The organism is Roseovarius dicentrarchi (genome assembly GCF_003316635.1).
Classification (GTDB): Bacteria; Pseudomonadota; Alphaproteobacteria; order Rhodobacterales; family Rhodobacteraceae; genus Roseovarius; species Roseovarius dicentrarchi.
The window spans coordinates 15,335-33,106 of record NZ_QNQP01000027.1; the positions used below are offsets into that span (position 1 = coordinate 15,335).

Genomic DNA, 17,772 nt, shown 5'->3' on the forward strand with positions numbered 1-17,772 from the left:
AAGTCCATGACCTACGACCTTCTGATCAAGGGCGGCACAATCGCAACGGACCAAGATATCTTTGATGCGGATATTGGCGTGCGGGACGGGCGCATTGCCGCGATTGGCCGGCTTGACGCGGAGGCGGGCGACATCATTGACGCCAGCGGAAAATACGTCCTGCCCGGCGGGATTGACAGCCATGTCCATATCTCGCAGCCCTCGGGCGAGGGGATCGTGATGGCCGACGATTTCGAAAGCGGCACACGCTCGGCGCTGTTTGGCGGCAATACCACGATCATGCCGTTTTGCCTGCAACAGCGCGGCCAAAGCATCCGTGCGGCTATCGAGTGGTATCATGGGCTGGCGGCGGGAAACTGCTATACCGATGTCAGTTTTCATCTGATCATTTCCGACCCGACCGCGCAGGTTCTGGGGCAGGAACTGCCTGCGGCGGTCTGCGATGGCTATACGTCCTTCAAGGTGTTCATGACCTATGACGACCTGCGGCTGAACGATGCCGAACTGCTGGCCACGTTTGATGTCGCGCGCGAATTCGGCGCAACGGTCATGGTGCATTGCGAAAACGAGGACGCGATCAAATACCTGATCGCCAAACACGAGGCGGCGGGAAACGTGACACCCGCCGCCCACGCCACCACCCGCCCCGTCGCGGTCGAGCGCGAGGCGACACACAGGGCCATGTCGCTGGCGGAAATCACCGGAATTCCCATTGTCATCGTACATGTCTCGAACGGGGCCACGATCGAGGAAATCACCCGCGCCCGGCAGCGCGGCCTGACCGTGACGGCCGAAACCTGCCCGCAATACCTGATGCTGACCGCGGCCGATCTGGACGCGGCCAACTGGGAAGGCGCGAAATACGTCTGCTCGCCCCCGCCGCGCGATGCGGCCGAACAGGCGGCCTGCTGGAAAGGGATCCAAAGCGGCACGTTCGATCTGTTCTCGTCCGATCACTGCCCGTTTCGCTATGACAGCCCTGACGGCAAGCTGAACCCCAAGGGCGCGCGCAATTTCCGGCATATTCCCAACGGAATCCCCGGCGTGGAAACGCGCCTGCCGATCCTCTTCTCCGAAGGCGTGGGCAAGAACCGGATTGACCTCAAACGCTTTGTCGCCCTCAGCGCGACCAATCACGCGCGCACCTATGGGCTATATCCGCAGAAAGGTACGATTCAGGTCGGCTCTGACGCGGATCTGGCGATCTGGGACCCTGACCACACCAGAACGATACATCATCGCGATCTGCATGACGGCTCTGACTATACCCCCTATGAGGGGCTGGAAATTACGGGTTGGCCGGTGTCGGTCATTCTGCGGGGTAAGGTGATGATGCGCAATGGCGCCCTTCAGACGGGCAAAGGCGAAGGACGCTATTTGTACAGGAAATAAGTCATCATGGCCCGGCCTTTCAGGGTCAGTCCCAACACGATCGGGCTGGCCTGACCCATAAAAGGGCGTGGCGCCGATGCGCCCCCGTGCCACGTGTCCTTACGGTCTGCGCGCCCTTGGGCGCAGCCGCGCTCGCGCCTTCCGCCACACCGGTGTCTGGCTCAGGATGGTGGCCAAAACCGCAATGAGCAGGATCAGCGACAATGGAGAGGTGAGCGTACTCTCAAGCAGGCCCCAGATGCTCTCGCGCTCGGTTATGACGGCTCGGCGCCAGTTCTCATCAAGAAGGCGCGACAGGATGACCCCAAGGACGATCGGTCCGAGTGGCCAGGAATAGAGCTTCATAAAGTAGCCCAATACGCCGAACCCCAGCATCCAGTAAACTTCTGTCACTGAATTGTTCACCGCAAACGCCCCGACAATCGACAAAAGCAGGATCAGCGGGATCAACACCGCGCGGGGCATTTCAACGATCTTGGTAAAGATGCGGATGCCTGTCAGACCGAAGACAAGCATAAAGACATTGGCAGCCAAAAGCGCGCCGACGATGAACCAGAACATGTCCGGCCGGTCGATCATCAGCATCGGGCCGGGGTTCAGCCCGTGGATGAAAAGCGCACCGATCATGATCGCCGTGATCGCATCGCCCGGAATGCCAAGCGTCATCATCGGAACAAAGGCGCCGCCCACGGCGGCATTGTTGGCGGTCTCGGGCGCGATCAGGCCCTCGACGGCACCCTCGCCAAACGGGTGCTCGGGGTGCTTGGTGACGCGTTTGGCGTGGTCGTAGGCCATCAGTGCGGCGATATCGCCACCGGTGCCGGGCAGCGCGCCGATGACCACGCCGATGGTCGATGTCTGCAAGCTTAGCGGTAAATGGCGGCGCACGGTGCCCCATGACGGCATGATCCGGCCGATCGCCTGTTTGATTGCCAGCTTGTTCACGTGATGCAGCTGCGCAAGCGCCTCGGACACGCCAAAGAGGCCGATCATCACCGCAACAAAGCTGACGCCGCCGCGCAGGTCCGGCAGGCCGAATGTGAACCGCTCGGTAAAGGTCAGCGGGTCCATGCCGACCGCGCCGATCACAATGCCGAAGGCGCCTGCGAACACCCCCTTGAGCATTGAACCCTCCGACAGCGAGCCAACCAGCAAAAGACCAAGCAGCGCGAGCAAAAGGTAATCGCGCGGCTGGAAGCTGAGCGCCACATCCGAAACGACCGGCGCCGCCAGCGCAAGCGCCGCTATCCCGACCAGACCACCGAAAAAGGACATGACGGTGCTGATGCCGATGGCGCTGCCCGCCTCGCCGCGCAGGGCCATGGGATAGCCGTCCATCGCCGTTGCGATGGCCGAGGGCGCGCCGGGGATATTGAGAAGGATTGCTGTCCGGCCGCCGCCATAGACCCCACCCATATAGATGCCGATCATCAGCGAGATCGCAGGCAACACATCCCATGCGAAGGTAAAGGAAATCAGGATCGAGACCGCCATCGTCACCGACAGGCCCGGAATTGCGCCGACATAGATACCCGACAGCGTGCCGACCGCCACCAGCAGCAGAAGCTGCGGCTGCGCGAATACTGTGGCCATTGCCGCGAGCGTCTCCATCAGCGGGCCCCCGTGAGATCGCGCAGCGCCTGGATCAGCTCGGCCTCGGGGACCAGGCCCGATGGCATCAGAACCGTAAAGACAATACGAAAGATCAGCCAGATCGCAACGAGGCTTCCGACCGACACGAGACTGGCAAAGCCCCAGCCCCGCCGTGACAGAAGGCGGATGGACAAGATCAGAAACAGCGCCGAGGTCGGCAGGAAACCCAAGGGCTCCAGCAGCGCCGCGTAGGCAATAAGCAGCGCCGTGATCGCGAGGATACGGCCAGGCAACACATCGCGGTGAAGCGTCTGGCCCTCTGCACGTGGCCGCCGCATCGTGCGCCATGCGATCACGAATGCCGCCCCCAGCATCACGGCCGCGGCGGCCATCGGAACGCTGCCCGGCGCCGATAGCGCGCCCAGCCCGCTGATCCCGTATGCGTTCACCAAAAGCACCGCGGACAATGCAGCCATCAGCACGGCAAAGACGGCCTCACCGGGGCGCCGCGTGCGGCGGGATGGGAAAGGGTCGTGCATGAATCACCTTTCGGACCTTGGAGAAAAGGGCTGCCCCACCGCCGTGCCGGGGCATGGCGGTGGGGCAGCCGCATCACTTTCAGTGACGCATCACTTTTCCGGACGGGGGATGCCGAACTCTTCGGGTGAACGCTTTGCCAGGCCCGCATCCTCGATCAGCCAGACCGTGTTGCGCTGATAGCTGTCCAGATACGCCTGCGCCTCGGCGCCCGAAACATTCATCATGATAAAGCCCCGATCCTGCATCAGCTTGCGGAAATCGTCCTGTTCGGCTGCCTGCCGATAGGCATCCGACAGCTTGGCAACCACATCCTTTGGCGTGTCCACAGGCGCAAAGACGCCAAAAAACGGCCCCCAGGGCAGCATCGCCTCATATCCGGTCTCGGCCTCGGTAACGGGCTGCACGTCAGGCAGGGCATAATGCGCCTCCGCGTCCATCACGGTGATGGGTTTCATGGTGCCGGCGCGGATCCCCTCGATCGCGGCGCCGACGACGACGGGCATGACATCGATGGCGCCCCCCTGAAGCGCGGTCAGGGCCGGACCATCGCCGCCATAGGGAACCTCGATGATATCGAGATCGCCTTCAATGGATTCGACCATGGCAAGTATCACCGACGACAGGCCGCCCGGCCCCGTCGAGCCAAAGCGCACGTCGCCCGGATTTTCGGCGATATGGCTCATCATGCCCGCATAGTCGTCAAAAGGTGCGTTCGCGGAGGCGACCAGCATCGGTGTGCCACGTGCCAGAAGAACGACAGGCACGAAATCCGCATAGTCCCGCTCGCCCAGGTTCATGACCTTGTAGAGCGTCGGATTCTCGGCCCCCATCAGCAGGGTGTAGCCATCCGGATCGGCCTCGGCCACCTGATTGAGGGCAATCGCCCCCACGCCGCCGGTGACATTCTGCATCACGATCGAGGTGCCCAGCACCTCCTCGGCATGCGGCGTGACCGAGCGCATCACCGTGTCGGTCGAGCCGCCGGCGCCCCACTGAATCACGCCCCTGATCTCTCTTTCAGGAAATTCCGCAGCCGCCGGAGCAGCGGCCAGAAGAGTTGCGGCCAGAACGATCAAGCGTTTCATAAATCCATGCTCCCTTGTAGATCACGTAAATTCGTCGGGTACTTATCGGGTTATGGTGGCGAAACCGCAAATGGTTTAGTTGCCTTGCCGGGGTTTTGTTGGTGGCGCGGATGCCTGTCCCGGCGGCATCGCAATGTATCAGCGTGATGATTGTCTGACGCCATCGCAAAACCAGATCCATATCCAGGATCTCGGGCAAGCCGTATCTGTGAATGGATCTGTTCAGGTGTGCGACGCAGAACTTTGCGGCCAGCGTGTTTGACATGCGCCACGCCAATGCCTTGCGGCTGTGCCGGTCCATGATCGCACCCAGATGCACAAAGCCCCGCCGCGTCGGTAGGCAGGTGATGTCAGCGCGCCAAACCTGGCTGGGTCGGTCCACCCGCAGGCCACGCAGCAGATAGGGGCGAGTCTTGTGGTCTTTCGCGGCCGTGCTGGTGTCGGATTTCCGGTGGATCGGCATAAGGTCCATCAATGGCATCAAGCGCCTGATCCGTTTTCATTCCTACGGTCCTTTCTGGCGGCAGAAGCGTTGACCACCATGTAGCGGCTGGCGGGTGCCTGACGCCTTTCGCACCAACCTTCACGTCGCAACGCGGGCCGGCGCCGCGCAATTCGCAAAGCTCCGCGCAGGCCCCCCGTTGCACAACCCGCCCAAAACGGCAAAACTCAGGCCCGGAGTCGCGCCCCTGATGGGTAAGGGCTGGGGCGACGTCGGCGTAACTGACGCACAAACCTTTCGATGGGGCTATCCGAGGGGGCTGAAATCTTTATAGGTAGCATTGTGGAAAAATGTGTCTCGATTATCATCCCTTGCTACAACGAAGAAGAAGTCATCAGAACCACACTGGATCGCTTGACAGCTTTTTGCAGCAGCCAGCCTGACTATGCGTTTGAGCTGTTATTTGTAGATGATGGATCCAGCGATCGCACGCCGGCGCTCCTGCGTCAGGCTGCGGTCGATGATGCGCGCGTCCGTGTGCTTTATTTCGCGCGTAACTTTGGCCACCAGATTGCCGTGACTGCGGGGATCGATGCGTCCACGGGTGATGCGGTCGTGTTGATCGATGCGGATTTGCAGGACCCGCCAGAAGTAATCGCCGGCATGCTTGAGAAATGGCGCGACGGCTATGATGTGGTTTATGCCACGCGTATCTCGCGCCCTGGAGAGTCGGCCTTCAAACTGTTCACGGCGCGCGCGTTCTACCGCGTGCTTAATCGCCTGTCCGAAGTCCCCATTCCGCTGGATACCGGAGATTTCCGCCTGATGAGCAGACCGGTGGTGGAGGTGCTTAAAAACATGCCCGAGCGCCACCGTTTCGTGCGTGGCATGGTGTCATGGGTGGGGTTCAGGCAGATCGCACTTCCCTACGAGCGGGCAGAGCGCTTTGCCGGTACTTCGAAATATCCACTGCGCAAGATGTTGCGCTTTGCCACGGATGGCATCCTGTCATTTTCGGTCAAGCCTTTGCAGGTTTCCATCGCGATGGGGCTGATCTCGGCGTTATTTGCGATGATCGGGATCATTTATGCGCTTGGGCTGAGGATGTTTACCGCCACCTGGGTTGAAGGATGGACTGCACTGATGATCGCAGTCCTGTTTCTGGGCGGCGTGCAGCTTTTGTCGCTGGGAATCATCGGCGAGTACATTGGCCGGATCTACACTGAAGTGAAGCAAAGACCCCTGTATATCGTGCGCGAAACCATAGGGTTCAGCGAGAACGGCGCGGCAGAACATTCTGCGGCTTGCCCCACTTCTGCCACCGCGCGAACCAGAAAATGAAAAACATATCCGTCGGAAGCATGGCCAGGCTGGGGCTTGGCATCGCGGTTGCGGGCTTTTTCGTCTGGCTGATCGCGCGGTCGGTAGACATGGCCGAACTGGGTGCCGCCTTGGCCGAGGCCAATTCGGGCTGGATTGCCCTGGCAATCGTCTTTTTCCTGCTGGGCTATGCGTGCCGGATCACGCGCTGGCGGATCATGCTGCGGCGCAGCAATCCAGAGATTGGCTGGATCACATGTGCGATCCCGTTCATGGGGTCGATCGCAGCCAACAATGTGCTGCCGTTTCGCGCGGGGGATGCGCTGCGGGCGCTTGCCTTCTCGGGCTGGATGGGGGTGCCGACGGCATCGGTCATTGCCACGCTTCTGGTGGAGCGTCTGTTGGACCTTTTGAGCCTTCTGATTGCGCTTGGGCTTGTCCTTGTGATCTTTGATCTGGGCAGCAGCGCCCCTGCCGCATTGGTCGGGATCAGCGGAACGGGTCTGATCGGGGTTGGTCTAGCGGTGATGGCACTGCTGCTGTTTCCGCAAATCATGGAGCCGCTGGTCAGGTTGTTGATACGCATGGTGAACCGGGTTGTTTCCGCAAATGCAGGTGTAAGGCTGAGCGGTATCTCGGACAAAGTGTTCGATACGCTACGCCATCTTTCCCAAGGGCCACGCATGGCGCTTTTGGTGCTGTGGTCTGCGGCTGTCTGGGGGCTGGAGGGGGCGGTTTTCTGGGCCGCGGCCCATGCGGTGCCCTCGCTGGAAACTCCTGTAGCGGGCTGGCTGGCCTTGCCTGTGGGAACGCTGGCCACGTTGTTGCCTTCCACGCCCGGATATATCGGGACATTCGACTTTTTCGTAATCAAGGCGATGGAGGTGATGGGAAATCCAGCCGTCGCCGCCGCCGCTTTTGCGGTGCTGGTACATTTCATCCTATGGCTGCCCGCGACCTTGATCGGGGGCGCATGTATGGCCTATTGGGGCCTCCGCCGCCGGTCACCCCCCTCATCCCCACGCCAAGAGAGCCGATAACATGAGCAAAGATATCACCATCATTGGCGGCGGTTTCGCCGGTCTGTCGGCTGGATACGATCTGACGCGGGCGGGTCACCGGGTCACGGTATTGGAAGCGGATGATTTCGTGGGCGGGCTTGCCGGCGCTTTTGAAGCCGAGGGCGAGCGACTGGACCGATTCTATCATCACTGGTTCACGAACGATCTGGCGGTGATGGGTCTGATCGATGATCTGGGCCTGTCAGATGAGGTGATGACCAACCCCACCAACACGGGCGTTTATTACAACAGCTCCGTATTCAAGCTATCGACACCGATGGATTTGCTGAAATTCTCGCCACTGCCATTTTTTGATCGGATCCGGCTGGGCCTGCTGACCCTGCGGGCACGAAAGGTCAAGGACTGGATGGCGCTCGAGCATAAGACTGCATCCGAATGGCTACGCGAGCTTGGAGGCGAGCGCGTTTACAAGGTCATGTGGGAGCCGCTGTTGCAGGGCAAGTTCGGGCCTTATGCCGAAGATATCTCGGCGGTGTGGTTCTGGAACAAGCTCAAGCTGCGTGGCGGGTCGCGGGGCAAGGCGGGCGAGGAACGGCTGGCCTATTTTCAAGGCTCGTTCGCGCGTCTGGCCGAAGCAACAGCAGACGGCATTCGCGCAGGCGGCGGCAAGGTGCATACAAGGTCAGCGGTGGACAGCTTCGCTCAGGAGGCCGATGGACGCTGGAGGACAAAGGGGGCGTGGGGCGAGGTGACCAGTGATGCGGTCATTGCGACAACGGCGCTACCGTTGGTTGCCGACATGATCGAAGGCTGGGCCGCGCCTGATTACCTCGCTGCTCTGAGGCGGATCAACTACCTGTCAAACGTCTGTCTGGTGCTGGAGCTGGATCGTTCGCTCAGCGATACATACTGGCTCAACGTCAACGACCCCAGCTTTCCCTATGTAGGCGTGATCGAACATACCAATTTCATGAAGCCAGAGACGTATGGCGGCAATCATGTCGTTTATCTGTCGAAATATCTGCCCCACCAAGAGGCGCTCTATAATATGAGCGCAGAAGAGACGCTGGAGTTTTCCCTGCCGCATCTCAAAAAGATGTTTCCTGAATTCGATGCCTCATGGATCAATCGCTACCACGTCTGGAAGGCGCGCTGGGCCCAGCCGGTGGTGGAAAAAGAATACGCAAAGCTGATCCCGTCCGAGGACGGCCCTTTGCCGGGGATGCACATATGCTCCATGGCCCAGATTTATCCGGAGGATCGCGGCACGAATTACGCTATCCGCGAAGGGCGCGCGTTGGCGCGCAGGCTTGCTGGTGACTGAGCCAGCGCCGGATCTGCCCCGCCCGATTGTCTTGTTGGTGCGCTGGGGCAGCCCGGCCTTGATGGTAAGCCTCCTGATGCGGCTCTGGGTGATTTTCGCGTCGGGAAATTACGATTGGGACATGGATCATGAGATGTATTTCGGTCAGCGCCTGCTCGGGGGCGACCTGATATGGACAAAGGAGTTTCATGACAAACTGCCATTTGTGCAGATGCTTTTTTCTGTCCCGGCTGCGTTTGACAGCATTCAGGCGTGGCGGATCCTGTCGCTTTTCAGTGTGACGCTTGGCGCGGCTTTGATTGTGATACTGGTGCCGCGCATACTGCACATTCCGAATGTGGCATATTCGGACGTGCGCCGCCTCTCGCTGTTCGCGGCTCTGCTCTATGCGTCGCTCACCGCCAGCCTTCCGGGTGATCTGACCCATATCAATCCGATGGCCGGTGCATTTGCGTTGAGTGCAACCCTTTTGATGCTGTGGGCGGGGCAGATGCCCGTGACGCGGATCCGGGTTATATTTGCCGCGGGTCTTCTGGCCGCGGCGGCGATTTCCATCCGGCCATATTTATTGGCGCCGCTGGTGCTAACGGCATTACTGGGCTGTTTTGCACCAATATCCGGTCCTCACCCGCGACGGCTTTCCGAGCGTTTGGCGCTTTTCGGATGTTTGGGTGTGGTGACGCTTGTTTCAGGGCTCGTGCTCAATCTGTTGCCCTATGCGCTCAGCGGTCACATGGCGGCCTTTTGGGCCGGTCTGTCGATGCTGGCCCAAGACATTAACCCGCAGTATTTTGGCGACACTTTTCTGGATAGCCTCAATCTGTCGAACCCCCTTGTTATCCCGTTCTGGGCCATTTCCTTGGCGGGGATCGCAGTCTTTGCCACCGGCGTCCGGCGCGGCAGCATCTCGGCCCGTTTCATCCTGATGATACTGATCGCGCAATGCAGCCTGTTTGCTTTCGTGGCGCAGAAACATTGGTGGCCGCATTACCTGAATTTTTTCACGGGATACTCTTGCCTGATGATGCTGGGCATACTGGTCTGGCTGGCAGAGCGTCGGGTCAGGTTCCCGGTGACAGGTATGCTGGTCATGTCCTTGGGGCTGGCCGGGCTGGTGGCGCTGGCGACCCTGTGGTCGGCGCGAAGTCTGATAAGATTTACACCTGCGAAACATACCTATCATCCGGGTCCGGTGATCGATGCCTTTCAGACCTACAGGGAAGCGTCTGACGCCGCTTCCATACCTTTCCTGTCACCAAGCCAGATAGCGCTGCATTGGAACCTCAAAGAGCCGCGGCATGGGTTTCCGCATGCGGCCAATACGGAACATATCAATCGCGGATGGTGGGCCGATGTCCCGCCAAACAAAGTCTTTGCGACGCCTGAATCACCTGAAGCCTATTGCGCTTTTCTACAGATGCAGGCCCCTCGACTGGTGGTTGACATATCGACGTCGCCCGTGCTGCCCTGCCTCGAACAGGAGGGATCGCGTTACAGGCTGGACGCGAATGTGCCGATCGCGGGGCGATCAGCCACGCTTGTGGTGTTCAGACGTATGTGACCCCACTACCGAGCTGCTGTCGGTAAGCGGTGCGCCTTTCCCACCTATCTGGCATCGCTCCACGGCAGGAGAGTGTCGATCTGTCTTTGTGTGTGGCCTGAGATGACGGCTGTGAGCGTGTCGGCCACGCAGGCGCGCGGATCAGCCAACGGTGCTTTGGCAGAGACGCGGGCGCGGTTGGCGGTCAACCGGACCTGCGGTGCCACTTGTGGAGCGTCCGTGTCGCTGATCCCATGCTTTCGGCGTAGATCCTTTAAACCCAGCTAAAGAACAGGCTCACCTCGGATCCAGCTCTTTTCAGAGGAGCGGGTCAGCTGCAACCTGGTGGTTCACCCGTTCCCGAAATCTGCCATGCGCAAACCATGTGAACCCGCTTGCTATTGATCGTCATGCGGGGCGCCTTGACTGGATCGTCAATCTCCGCCACCCGGACCAGCTCAGGCAACGGGGCGGAACGGCGCCGCGTGGTTGGTGAGGATAGGGCTCGCAAACACGCGCCCTGCGGTGAGAATACTGAAAAGGCGATGAGGACATAAAAAAGCGCGCCGTCTGTGACAGCGCGCTTTGTTCGGTTCGTGCGGGGTTTGGCTGGCGCCGGCCAGCCGCGCCTTGGTTACCGGTCCTTGTCTGTTTCCGTCCCGGCAGCGCCAAGGTTCTGCTTGTCTGCGCTCTCCTTGGCGGCGGTTTTCACACGGTCGGCGGCCGACTTGGCCTTGTCCACGGCAGAATCGGCGGCTGCTTCGACATCGTCCTGAAGGTCAGACGCCACATTCCTGGCTTCGTCAACGCCTGCTTTGACGACCTCGCGGGCCTTGCGCACCTCTTCGTTGTAAATGCGCTCGGCTTCGTCATACAGATCGTCGCTATAGGCGCCGACATAGTCGTCCTCCAGCCGTGTGCGCGGCAGGGCGCCAGCGGTTGCGGCGCCGATAGCAAAGGCCAGCGCGCCCATGACAAGCGGATGTTCGTCATAGAAATCCGCGACCTGATCGGTGCCGCGGCTGATCCGGCGCGAGGCAGCGTCGCGGGCGTCGATCGCCTTCGCACGTGCAGCGGCAATCCGGTCGCGCGCCTCGTCGGACAGATGCTCGGTGCCCTCGGCCAGGCGCCTTTGAAGCGCCTCGGCGCGGTGCGATGCGCTGCTCCAGATATTGCCGGCGGTGTCGCGGATGCCATGGGCCGCATCATGTGCAGTATCGCCGACACTGCGCGCGGCGTCGCTGGCGCTGTCCCGAACCGATGCGGCGCCGGACGACACCGAAGCCGCCACCGATGATGCGCCCGAGGCGACAGCGCCAGCCGCATCCTCCGCTGCGTCCCGCGCCGCCGAGCTTGCGTGCGATGCACGGTCGCCAAGGGATGTGCCGGATGTGCTGCGGCCGTGGCCCAGTTCATCGCGCTCCCAATCGCGCGCCCATGTTGGCTGCGCTGCGGCGGACGGCCGGCGGGTTTGCCAGCGTGCCTCGGTCTTTGGTCCCGAGTAGCTGGCGCCGCGGCGGGCGGCATACTCCGGCACGTCGTCGGCCACATGGGTGCGTGGCACGGTGCCATGGTGATCGCGCCGCCCGGTGTGGCGATCATCGCGGTCATTGGCGCTGCGCTTGTTGCCGAATATCAGCCAGGCAAGCCCGACGCCGGTCAGCGCCAGCGCCACAGGATTGTCGCGCGCCGATTGCGCAACCGAGCGGCCGAAATCGCCGCCGTGTTCACGGAACTGATCACCGACCTGCTGGACCACGCCATCGAATGAAAACCGGTCCTGCAATCCTTCGATCGAGTCCTTCAGGCCGGCGCGCTCGCGCTCGATCTCGCGTTCGATTTCGTCGGGGGATTTGGTATCATTTGTCATCGTAGGCATCCTTTACTGCATGTGCGTCGCGCTTGACGTTCTTGGCGGTGCGAGAGGGTGCAAAGCTGGACAGCTTGAGGTCGTTCACGCCCTTGTTGGCCATGACGAACGCGATGACCGCAAAGATCACGCCGATGATCAGCGCGCTCCATCCTGCATCGACGCCTGCTTCGGTCAGGGCGGCGACCAGCGCAGCGGACAACACATTCAGTGCCGTGAGTGCCACGATGACCGCGCCCACGATCATGCCGACTGCAACGCCTGCCTTGTTGAGGTTTTCCGACACTTCGGCGCGGGCCAGATCCACTTCCTTGCGCACAAGGGAGCTGACGTGGCCCAAGGCATCGCCCAGCATGTCGGCTGTCGTTTTTCCGGTGGGATCGCTCATGAGGTTTCTCCCGAAGTGGTGCGTGCGTTGCGCTGGTTTGCATAGATCTCGGACGCGGTCTGATGGCGATAGCCGGGCGCATCGTGGCCCGGAGTGTCCGGCGCCGTGTGCGGTGCGTCATCCCTGCGGGCCGACGCAGTGGCAAACCGCGTTGCGGCAAATCCGGCCAGTGCGATACCGCCCAGAAACAGCATCGGATTACGCTTGGCAAAGGTGCTGACTTCATTGGCCATCTCGCCCAGATCCTTGTCACGGATCGAGTCCGATATATCGGCAAGACTGCTTGCGATCTGGCCGAAAGTGCGCTCTTGCGGTGAGCCATCGCGCATGTCATTCGCGGCCTTGCGCAGCGACGAGGCAACGTCCGACACTTCGTCGGCCACGCCCGATTTGGCATCACCGGCGCGGCGTGCAGCTTCGTCGCGCACGGCGCTGGCGGCACTTTGCGCCGTTTCGCGGGCGCTGCTGCCAAGATCGTCGGCAGCCTCTTTGGCCTTGGTCTTGATCTCGTCGACGTTAGGCGAAGTTGACTGGGTCATTGTGCTCTCCTTCGGTTCAAAATACGAGATTGACGATGGCGAGGATCACCACGATCAATCCAACCAGATAGATAATTCCGTACATAGATTCCTCGCTGTATTTGCGTTTCACGTCTGTGGGGTCACGTCAGTGTGAGTGCTTAATCAAGCGCAAACAGGCGCTATCGGTTCCCTGCTGATCTGCATAACTGTGCCGGACGCGGCCCCGGTGGGCGTCTGTTCGCGCGGCAGGCCTGAAGGGGCAGGGCTGTCATGAACGCAGCGCCGGCCCCCGTGAGAACTGCGTCGCGCCCTGTCAGCTGTATCGGGTCTCTTTTTCAGGCGCTGGATTGACTTCAGGTGCGGTTCCGCCCGGTGCCGAATTGCCATGTCGGTGCTGCCGGGCTACAGTAAGGCATTGGAACACGGATCATTTGCCCCAATGACACTGCCCGTCATAACCAACGACATGTCAGCCGCCGAAATCGAGCGGATGATGGAGAGCGCACGCAACGCGTCAAACTTCCTCAAGGCGCTCAGCCACGAGGGGCGTTTGATGATCCTGTGCCATCTGGCGAGCGGCGAGAAATCGGTCACCGATTTGGAAAACCTGCTGTCGGCGCGTCAGGCCGCCGTATCGCAACAGCTGGCGCGCCTGCGCAGCGAAGGGCTGGTGGCGCCGCGCCGGGAGGGCAAGGTTATTTATTACCGTTTGAGCGATCCGCGCGCCGTTCAGATCCTCGACCTTGTCTATGACCTGTTTTGCAAAAATGCGTAGCGCGATCATCCCCCCTGGATGCACGGCGGATGCCTGATGCCCGTGCGGGCAATGCCGGCCCGGACTGAAACTCAGACGCAAAACCACAGTTATCCGCAGATCCTGCGCGGGCCGCCCCTGTTCGGGCGGCCCTGATCTATGATCCGTCAGTCGATCATGGGCAGCAGGGCCGAGATGGACACCTTGGCATCACCATAGAACATGCGGGTGTTGTCCTTGTAGAACAGCGGGTTTTCGATGCCCGAATACCCGGTGCCCTGACCGCGTTTCGACACAAAGACCTGCTTTGCCTTCCAGACTTCCAACACGGGCATTCCGGCGATGGGCGAATTGGGGTCGTCCTGCGCCGCCGGGTTCACGATGTCATTCGATCCGATGACGATGACCACATCCGTCCGGGCCAGATCATCGTTGATCTCGTCCATTTCCAGAACGATGTCGTAGGGCACCTTGGCCTCGGCCAGCAGCACGTTCATGTGGCCGGGCAGGCGCCCCGCAACCGGGTGGATGGCAAAACGCACGGATTTGCCCTTGGCGCGCAGCTTGGTGACCAGCTCGGAGACTGCGCCCTGCGCCTGCGCCACGGCCATGCCGTAGCCCGGCACGATCACGATACTGTCCGCATCGTTCAGCGCGGTCGCGACGCCGTCCGCGTCAATCGCCACCTGCTCGCCCTCGACCGCCATCGCGGGGCCGGTGGTATTGCCGAAACCGCCAAGGATGACCGAGACGAACGACCGGTTCATCGCCTTGCACATGATATAGCTGAGGATCGCACCGGACGATCCGACCAGCGCGCCGGTCACGATCAGCAGATCGTTGCCAAGGCTGAACCCGATCGCCGCCGCGGCCCAGCCGGAATAGGAGTTCAGCATCGACACGACCACGGGCATGTCGGCGCCGCCGATCCCCATGATCAGGTGGTAGCCGATGAAGAACGCCAGCAGCGTCATCAGCAGCAGCGTCCACATGCCTGCGCCGTTCATGAAGGCGATCATCAGCAGCAAGGACAGCGCCGCCGCGCCCGCATTCAACGCATGACCGCCGGGCAGTTTTTCGGCCTTGGAGGTGATCTTGCCCGCCAGCTTGCCAAAGGCGACGACGGATCCGGTGAAGGTCACCGCGCCGATGAAGACGCCAAGGAACACTTCGGCGCGCAGGATCGTACGCTCGACGCCGGTTTTATGTGCCAGCGTCTCGGCAAAGCCCGTCAGGCCCTGCTGCGCCCACCAGGCGTCACCCGCATCCGCAGGCATGGCCGCCTTGAGCGCGAGCACCGCTTGCAGCTCCAGATAGGCGTTGAAGCCGATGAAAACCGCGGCCAACCCAACGAAAGAGTGCAGCGCCGCTACCAGTTGCGGCATCTCGGTCATCTCCACCCGCTTGGCCACATACCAGCCAAGAACCGAGCCGCCGGCGATCATCACCGATATGATGAACCAGTTGCCCATGCCGGGACCGAACACCGTCGCCACCACGGCCGCGCCCATGCCGACGATGCCATACCAGACGGCGCGCTTGGCGCTTTCCTGTCCCGACAGCCCGCCCAGCGACAGGATGAACAGGACGGCGGCCGCGATGTAGGCCGCGGATACAATTCCGATTGTCATTTCTGCTGTCCCTTCAGGATTTCTGGAACATCGCCAGCATGCGGCGCGTCACAAGGAAGCCCCCCACAATGTTGATGGATGCAATGAACACCGACACGGCGGCAAGAAGCACGACCAGCCACGAGCCGGACCCGATTTGCAGCAGCGCGCCAAGGATGATGATGCCCGAAATCGCATTCGTCACCGCCATCAGCGGCGTGTGAAGGGAATGCGATACGTTCCAGATCACAGAAAAGCCGATGAAGCAGGCCAGAACAAAGACGATGAGGTGGCTCATGAAGCTGGCCGGCGCAAAGGCGCCGATCAGCACCATCACCGCCGCACTGACAGCCAGCAGGGTCACCTGCGATTTGGTCTGCTTGCGGAACAGCGCCACTTCCTGCGCCTTTTTCTCCTCCGCCGTGGGCGCGGGTGCGGTCTGTTTCGGCTTGGCCGCAATCGCCTGCACCTTGGGCGGGGGCGGCGGGTAGGTGATTTCGCCCGCGTGGACCACGGTGGCGCCGCGAATGACGTCATCCTCCATGTCATGCACGATCTGGCCATCCTTTTCGGGGGTCAGATCGGACAGCATATGGCGGATGTTGGTGGCATAGAGGCTGGACGCCTGCGCGGCCATGCGGCTGGGGAAATCGGTGTAGCCGATGATGGTGACGCCGTTCTCGGTGACGATCTTCTCATCCTTCACCGTCAGCTTGCAGTTGCCGCCCTTTTCGGCGGCCAGATCCACGATGACCGATCCGGGCTTCATCGCCTTGACCATATCCTCGGTCCACAGCTCGGGTGCGTCGCGGTTCGGGATCAGGGCGGTTGTGATGACGATGTCGACATCCGGCGCCAATTCGCGGAATTTGGCCAGCTGCGCTTCGCGGAATTCGGGGCTGGAGACGGAGGCGTATCCGCCTGTTGCCGCGCCGTCCTGCGCCTCGTCAAAATCCAGATAGACGAACTCGGCGCCCATGCTTTCGACCTGCTCGGCCACTTCGGGGCGCAAGTCGAACGCCAGCGTGACCGCGCCCAGCGACGTGGACGTGCCAATCGCGGCCAGCCCGGCCACGCCCGCGCCGATCACCAGAACGCGCGCCGGGGGCATTTTGCCCGCGGCGGTGATCTGCCCGGTAAAGAAGCGTCCGAAATTGCTGCTTGCCTCGATCACGGCGCGGTAGCCGGCGATATTGGCCATCGACGACAGCGCGTCCATCTTCTGTGCGCGGCTGATGCGCGGCACCATTTCCATGGCGATGACACTGGCGCCCGAGGCGCGCGCCGCCTCCATCCCCGCATCGTTGGTGCCGGGGTCGAAGAATGTGATCAGCGTCTGCCCGTCCTTCAGATGCCCCAGCTCGGCCGTGCTGGGCGGGCGCACCTTGGCGATGATGTCGCTGCCGGACCAAAGCGCCTGCGCGGTTTCGACCAGCTCGACGCCGGCGGCCGCGTAATCGGCATCCATAAACCCGGCCCTTGCACCTGCGCCCGCCTCGATCGCACAGTCATAGCCCAGCTTTTGCAACTGAACGGCGCTGTCGGGGGTCATCGCGACACGCGCTTCGCCCTCGCGGGCTTCCTTCGGAACACCTATTTTCACGTCAGTCCACCATCCTGTCCTATGAATTCAGTCCAGCTTAATAGCGGATAAGGAACCCAAAAGCCCAGCCCGCATGAATGTAGCCAAGAGGGTGGCCTATGATGCGACTCTTTTCGCCGACAAATGGTATGCCGTCAGTTGCGGGGTTTCGACGCGGCGCCCGCACCGCGCCGCCACCATATCGGTCGTGCGGTGTCACCAGTCTCCTGGACGACATATCAGATGTTCGGAGAAATGCAGGGATCGGGCGAAAACTCCGACCGGTACGCCGCGGCCAACTCCGCCGGAGATTCGCGGCATATCTCTGCCCTCGCCCGCCACCCGAGTCGGATCGGGGCGCTTGATTGCGTTGCCGGCAAACCGAGTCGGCGCAAACGCCCCGAAAGGGGGCTGATTCCGGGCCTGCTCCAGCATGATGGGCCGGGATTTCACCCTGTCAGACAAAAATACACGAGTATTATCAATGAGATAAAGAATTCTTTCATTTCTTTGCAGAAATGGGTTGCGGGTATTTGGGGTTGGGGCTAGAACCCCCTTCACCGGCGGCGCTGAGATGCACCACTGGGACGCCAGACGGAACAACGGAGCGACGCTCCAGCGGGCTTGACGGCGGGGACATTCGGAGATAGGTGGAGCGGACGGCGCTTGGTAGTTTAAGCGTAGTCTGTTAGATTTGTCTTCTGGGGCTTTTGGCTCCGACGCTCTTTGAAACTGATAGTATCTGAAGAGATATGTGGGCGGTTTGGTTCATTCGATGAACTTACAACT

At 61.2% G+C, this 17,772-nt stretch carries 15 protein-coding genes; 6 read left to right on the plus strand and 9 right to left on the minus strand.

All coding sequences use genetic code 11. From position 1 onward, the window contains the following. Positions 1–6: 6 nt before the first annotated feature. Positions 7–1,392, plus strand: coding sequence for a dihydropyrimidinase (gene hydA, locus DQ230_RS14920; RefSeq protein WP_238987554.1), 1,386 nt, complete (start codon positions 7–9; stop codon positions 1,390–1,392). Between the two features lie 99 nt (positions 1,393–1,491). On the opposite strand, the gene DQ230_RS14925 is transcribed toward hydA, so the two are convergent. From DQ230_RS14925 to DQ230_RS14940, 4 genes are all read right to left on the minus strand, one after another. Next, positions 1,492–3,003, minus strand: coding sequence for a tripartite tricarboxylate transporter permease (locus DQ230_RS14925; RefSeq protein WP_113913408.1), 1,512 nt, complete (start codon positions 3,001–3,003; stop codon positions 1,492–1,494). After that, positions 3,003–3,524, minus strand: a complete 522-nt coding sequence (locus tag DQ230_RS14930) for a tripartite tricarboxylate transporter TctB family protein (protein ID WP_113913409.1) — start codon at positions 3,522–3,524, stop codon at positions 3,003–3,005. Before DQ230_RS14930 ends, DQ230_RS14925 begins: the two co-directional genes overlap by 1 nt. A gap of 90 nt (positions 3,525–3,614) precedes the next feature. After that, complete coding sequence (locus DQ230_RS14935) at positions 3,615–4,610, minus strand: tripartite tricarboxylate transporter substrate binding protein (RefSeq protein ID WP_113913410.1); 996 nt, start codon at positions 4,608–4,610, stop codon at positions 3,615–3,617. Next, positions 4,543–5,091, minus strand: a complete 549-nt coding sequence (locus DQ230_RS14940) for a DDE-type integrase/transposase/recombinase (protein ID WP_113913411.1) — start codon at positions 5,089–5,091, stop codon at positions 4,543–4,545. Before DQ230_RS14940 ends, DQ230_RS14935 begins: the two co-directional genes overlap by 68 nt. A gap of 303 nt (positions 5,092–5,394) precedes the next feature. Here DQ230_RS14940 and DQ230_RS14945 point away from each other — a divergent pair, with 303 nt between their 5' ends. Genes DQ230_RS14945 through DQ230_RS14960 form a run of 4 tightly spaced genes read left to right on the plus strand, consistent with a single transcriptional unit; the run spans position 5,395 to position 10,279 of the window. Beyond that, positions 5,395–6,393: a glycosyltransferase family 2 protein gene (locus tag DQ230_RS14945; RefSeq protein WP_203228089.1), complete on the plus strand. Its 999-nt coding sequence runs from the start codon at positions 5,395–5,397 to the stop codon at positions 6,391–6,393. Next, a complete protein-coding gene (locus DQ230_RS14950; protein WP_203228090.1) occupies positions 6,390–7,412 on the plus strand; it encodes a lysylphosphatidylglycerol synthase transmembrane domain-containing protein in 1,023 nt (340 codons plus the stop codon). The genes DQ230_RS14945 and DQ230_RS14950 overlap by 4 nt, the downstream gene beginning before the upstream one ends. 1 nt (position 7,413) lies before the next feature. Continuing rightward, positions 7,414–8,718 (plus strand): NAD(P)/FAD-dependent oxidoreductase, encoded by a 1,305-nt coding sequence (locus DQ230_RS14955; RefSeq protein ID WP_113913414.1) that lies wholly within the window; start codon positions 7,414–7,416, stop codon positions 8,716–8,718. After that, positions 8,711–10,279, plus strand: a complete 1,569-nt coding sequence (locus tag DQ230_RS14960; protein ID WP_113913415.1) for a hypothetical protein — start codon at positions 8,711–8,713, stop codon at positions 10,277–10,279. Before DQ230_RS14955 ends, DQ230_RS14960 begins: the two co-directional genes overlap by 8 nt. A gap of 613 nt (positions 10,280–10,892) precedes the next feature. Here the strand turns inward: DQ230_RS14960 and DQ230_RS14965 are convergent. The 3 genes from DQ230_RS14965 to DQ230_RS14975 are packed head-to-tail and all read right to left on the minus strand — an operon-like array spanning position 10,893 to position 13,055. Further along, positions 10,893–12,128, minus strand: a complete 1,236-nt coding sequence (locus DQ230_RS14965; RefSeq protein WP_113913416.1) for a DUF3618 domain-containing protein — start codon at positions 12,126–12,128, stop codon at positions 10,893–10,895. Further along, on the minus strand, positions 12,118–12,516 hold the full coding sequence (locus DQ230_RS14970) for a phage holin family protein (RefSeq protein ID WP_113913417.1): 399 nt from the start codon (positions 12,514–12,516) through the stop codon (positions 12,118–12,120). The genes DQ230_RS14965 and DQ230_RS14970 overlap by 11 nt, the downstream gene beginning before the upstream one ends. Continuing rightward, a complete protein-coding gene (locus DQ230_RS14975) occupies positions 12,513–13,055 on the minus strand; it encodes a hypothetical protein (protein ID WP_113913418.1) in 543 nt (180 codons plus the stop codon). The genes DQ230_RS14970 and DQ230_RS14975 overlap by 4 nt, the downstream gene beginning before the upstream one ends. Positions 13,056–13,476: 421 nt before the next feature. Between DQ230_RS14975 and DQ230_RS14980 the strand changes: the two genes are divergently transcribed. Then, on the plus strand, positions 13,477–13,812 hold the full coding sequence (locus DQ230_RS14980) for an ArsR/SmtB family transcription factor (protein ID WP_113913419.1): 336 nt from the start codon (positions 13,477–13,479) through the stop codon (positions 13,810–13,812). 146 nt (positions 13,813–13,958) lie between these two features. Here the strand turns inward: DQ230_RS14980 and DQ230_RS14985 are convergent, their stop codons facing one another. Beyond that, a complete protein-coding gene (locus tag DQ230_RS14985) occupies positions 13,959–15,422 on the minus strand; it encodes an NAD(P)(+) transhydrogenase (Re/Si-specific) subunit beta (RefSeq protein WP_113913420.1) in 1,464 nt (487 codons plus the stop codon). 13 nt (positions 15,423–15,435) lie between these two features. After that, positions 15,436–17,004 (minus strand): Re/Si-specific NAD(P)(+) transhydrogenase subunit alpha, encoded by a 1,569-nt coding sequence (locus tag DQ230_RS14990; RefSeq protein WP_113913421.1) that lies wholly within the window; start codon positions 17,002–17,004, stop codon positions 15,436–15,438. Between the last annotated feature and the right edge of the window lie 768 nt (positions 17,005–17,772).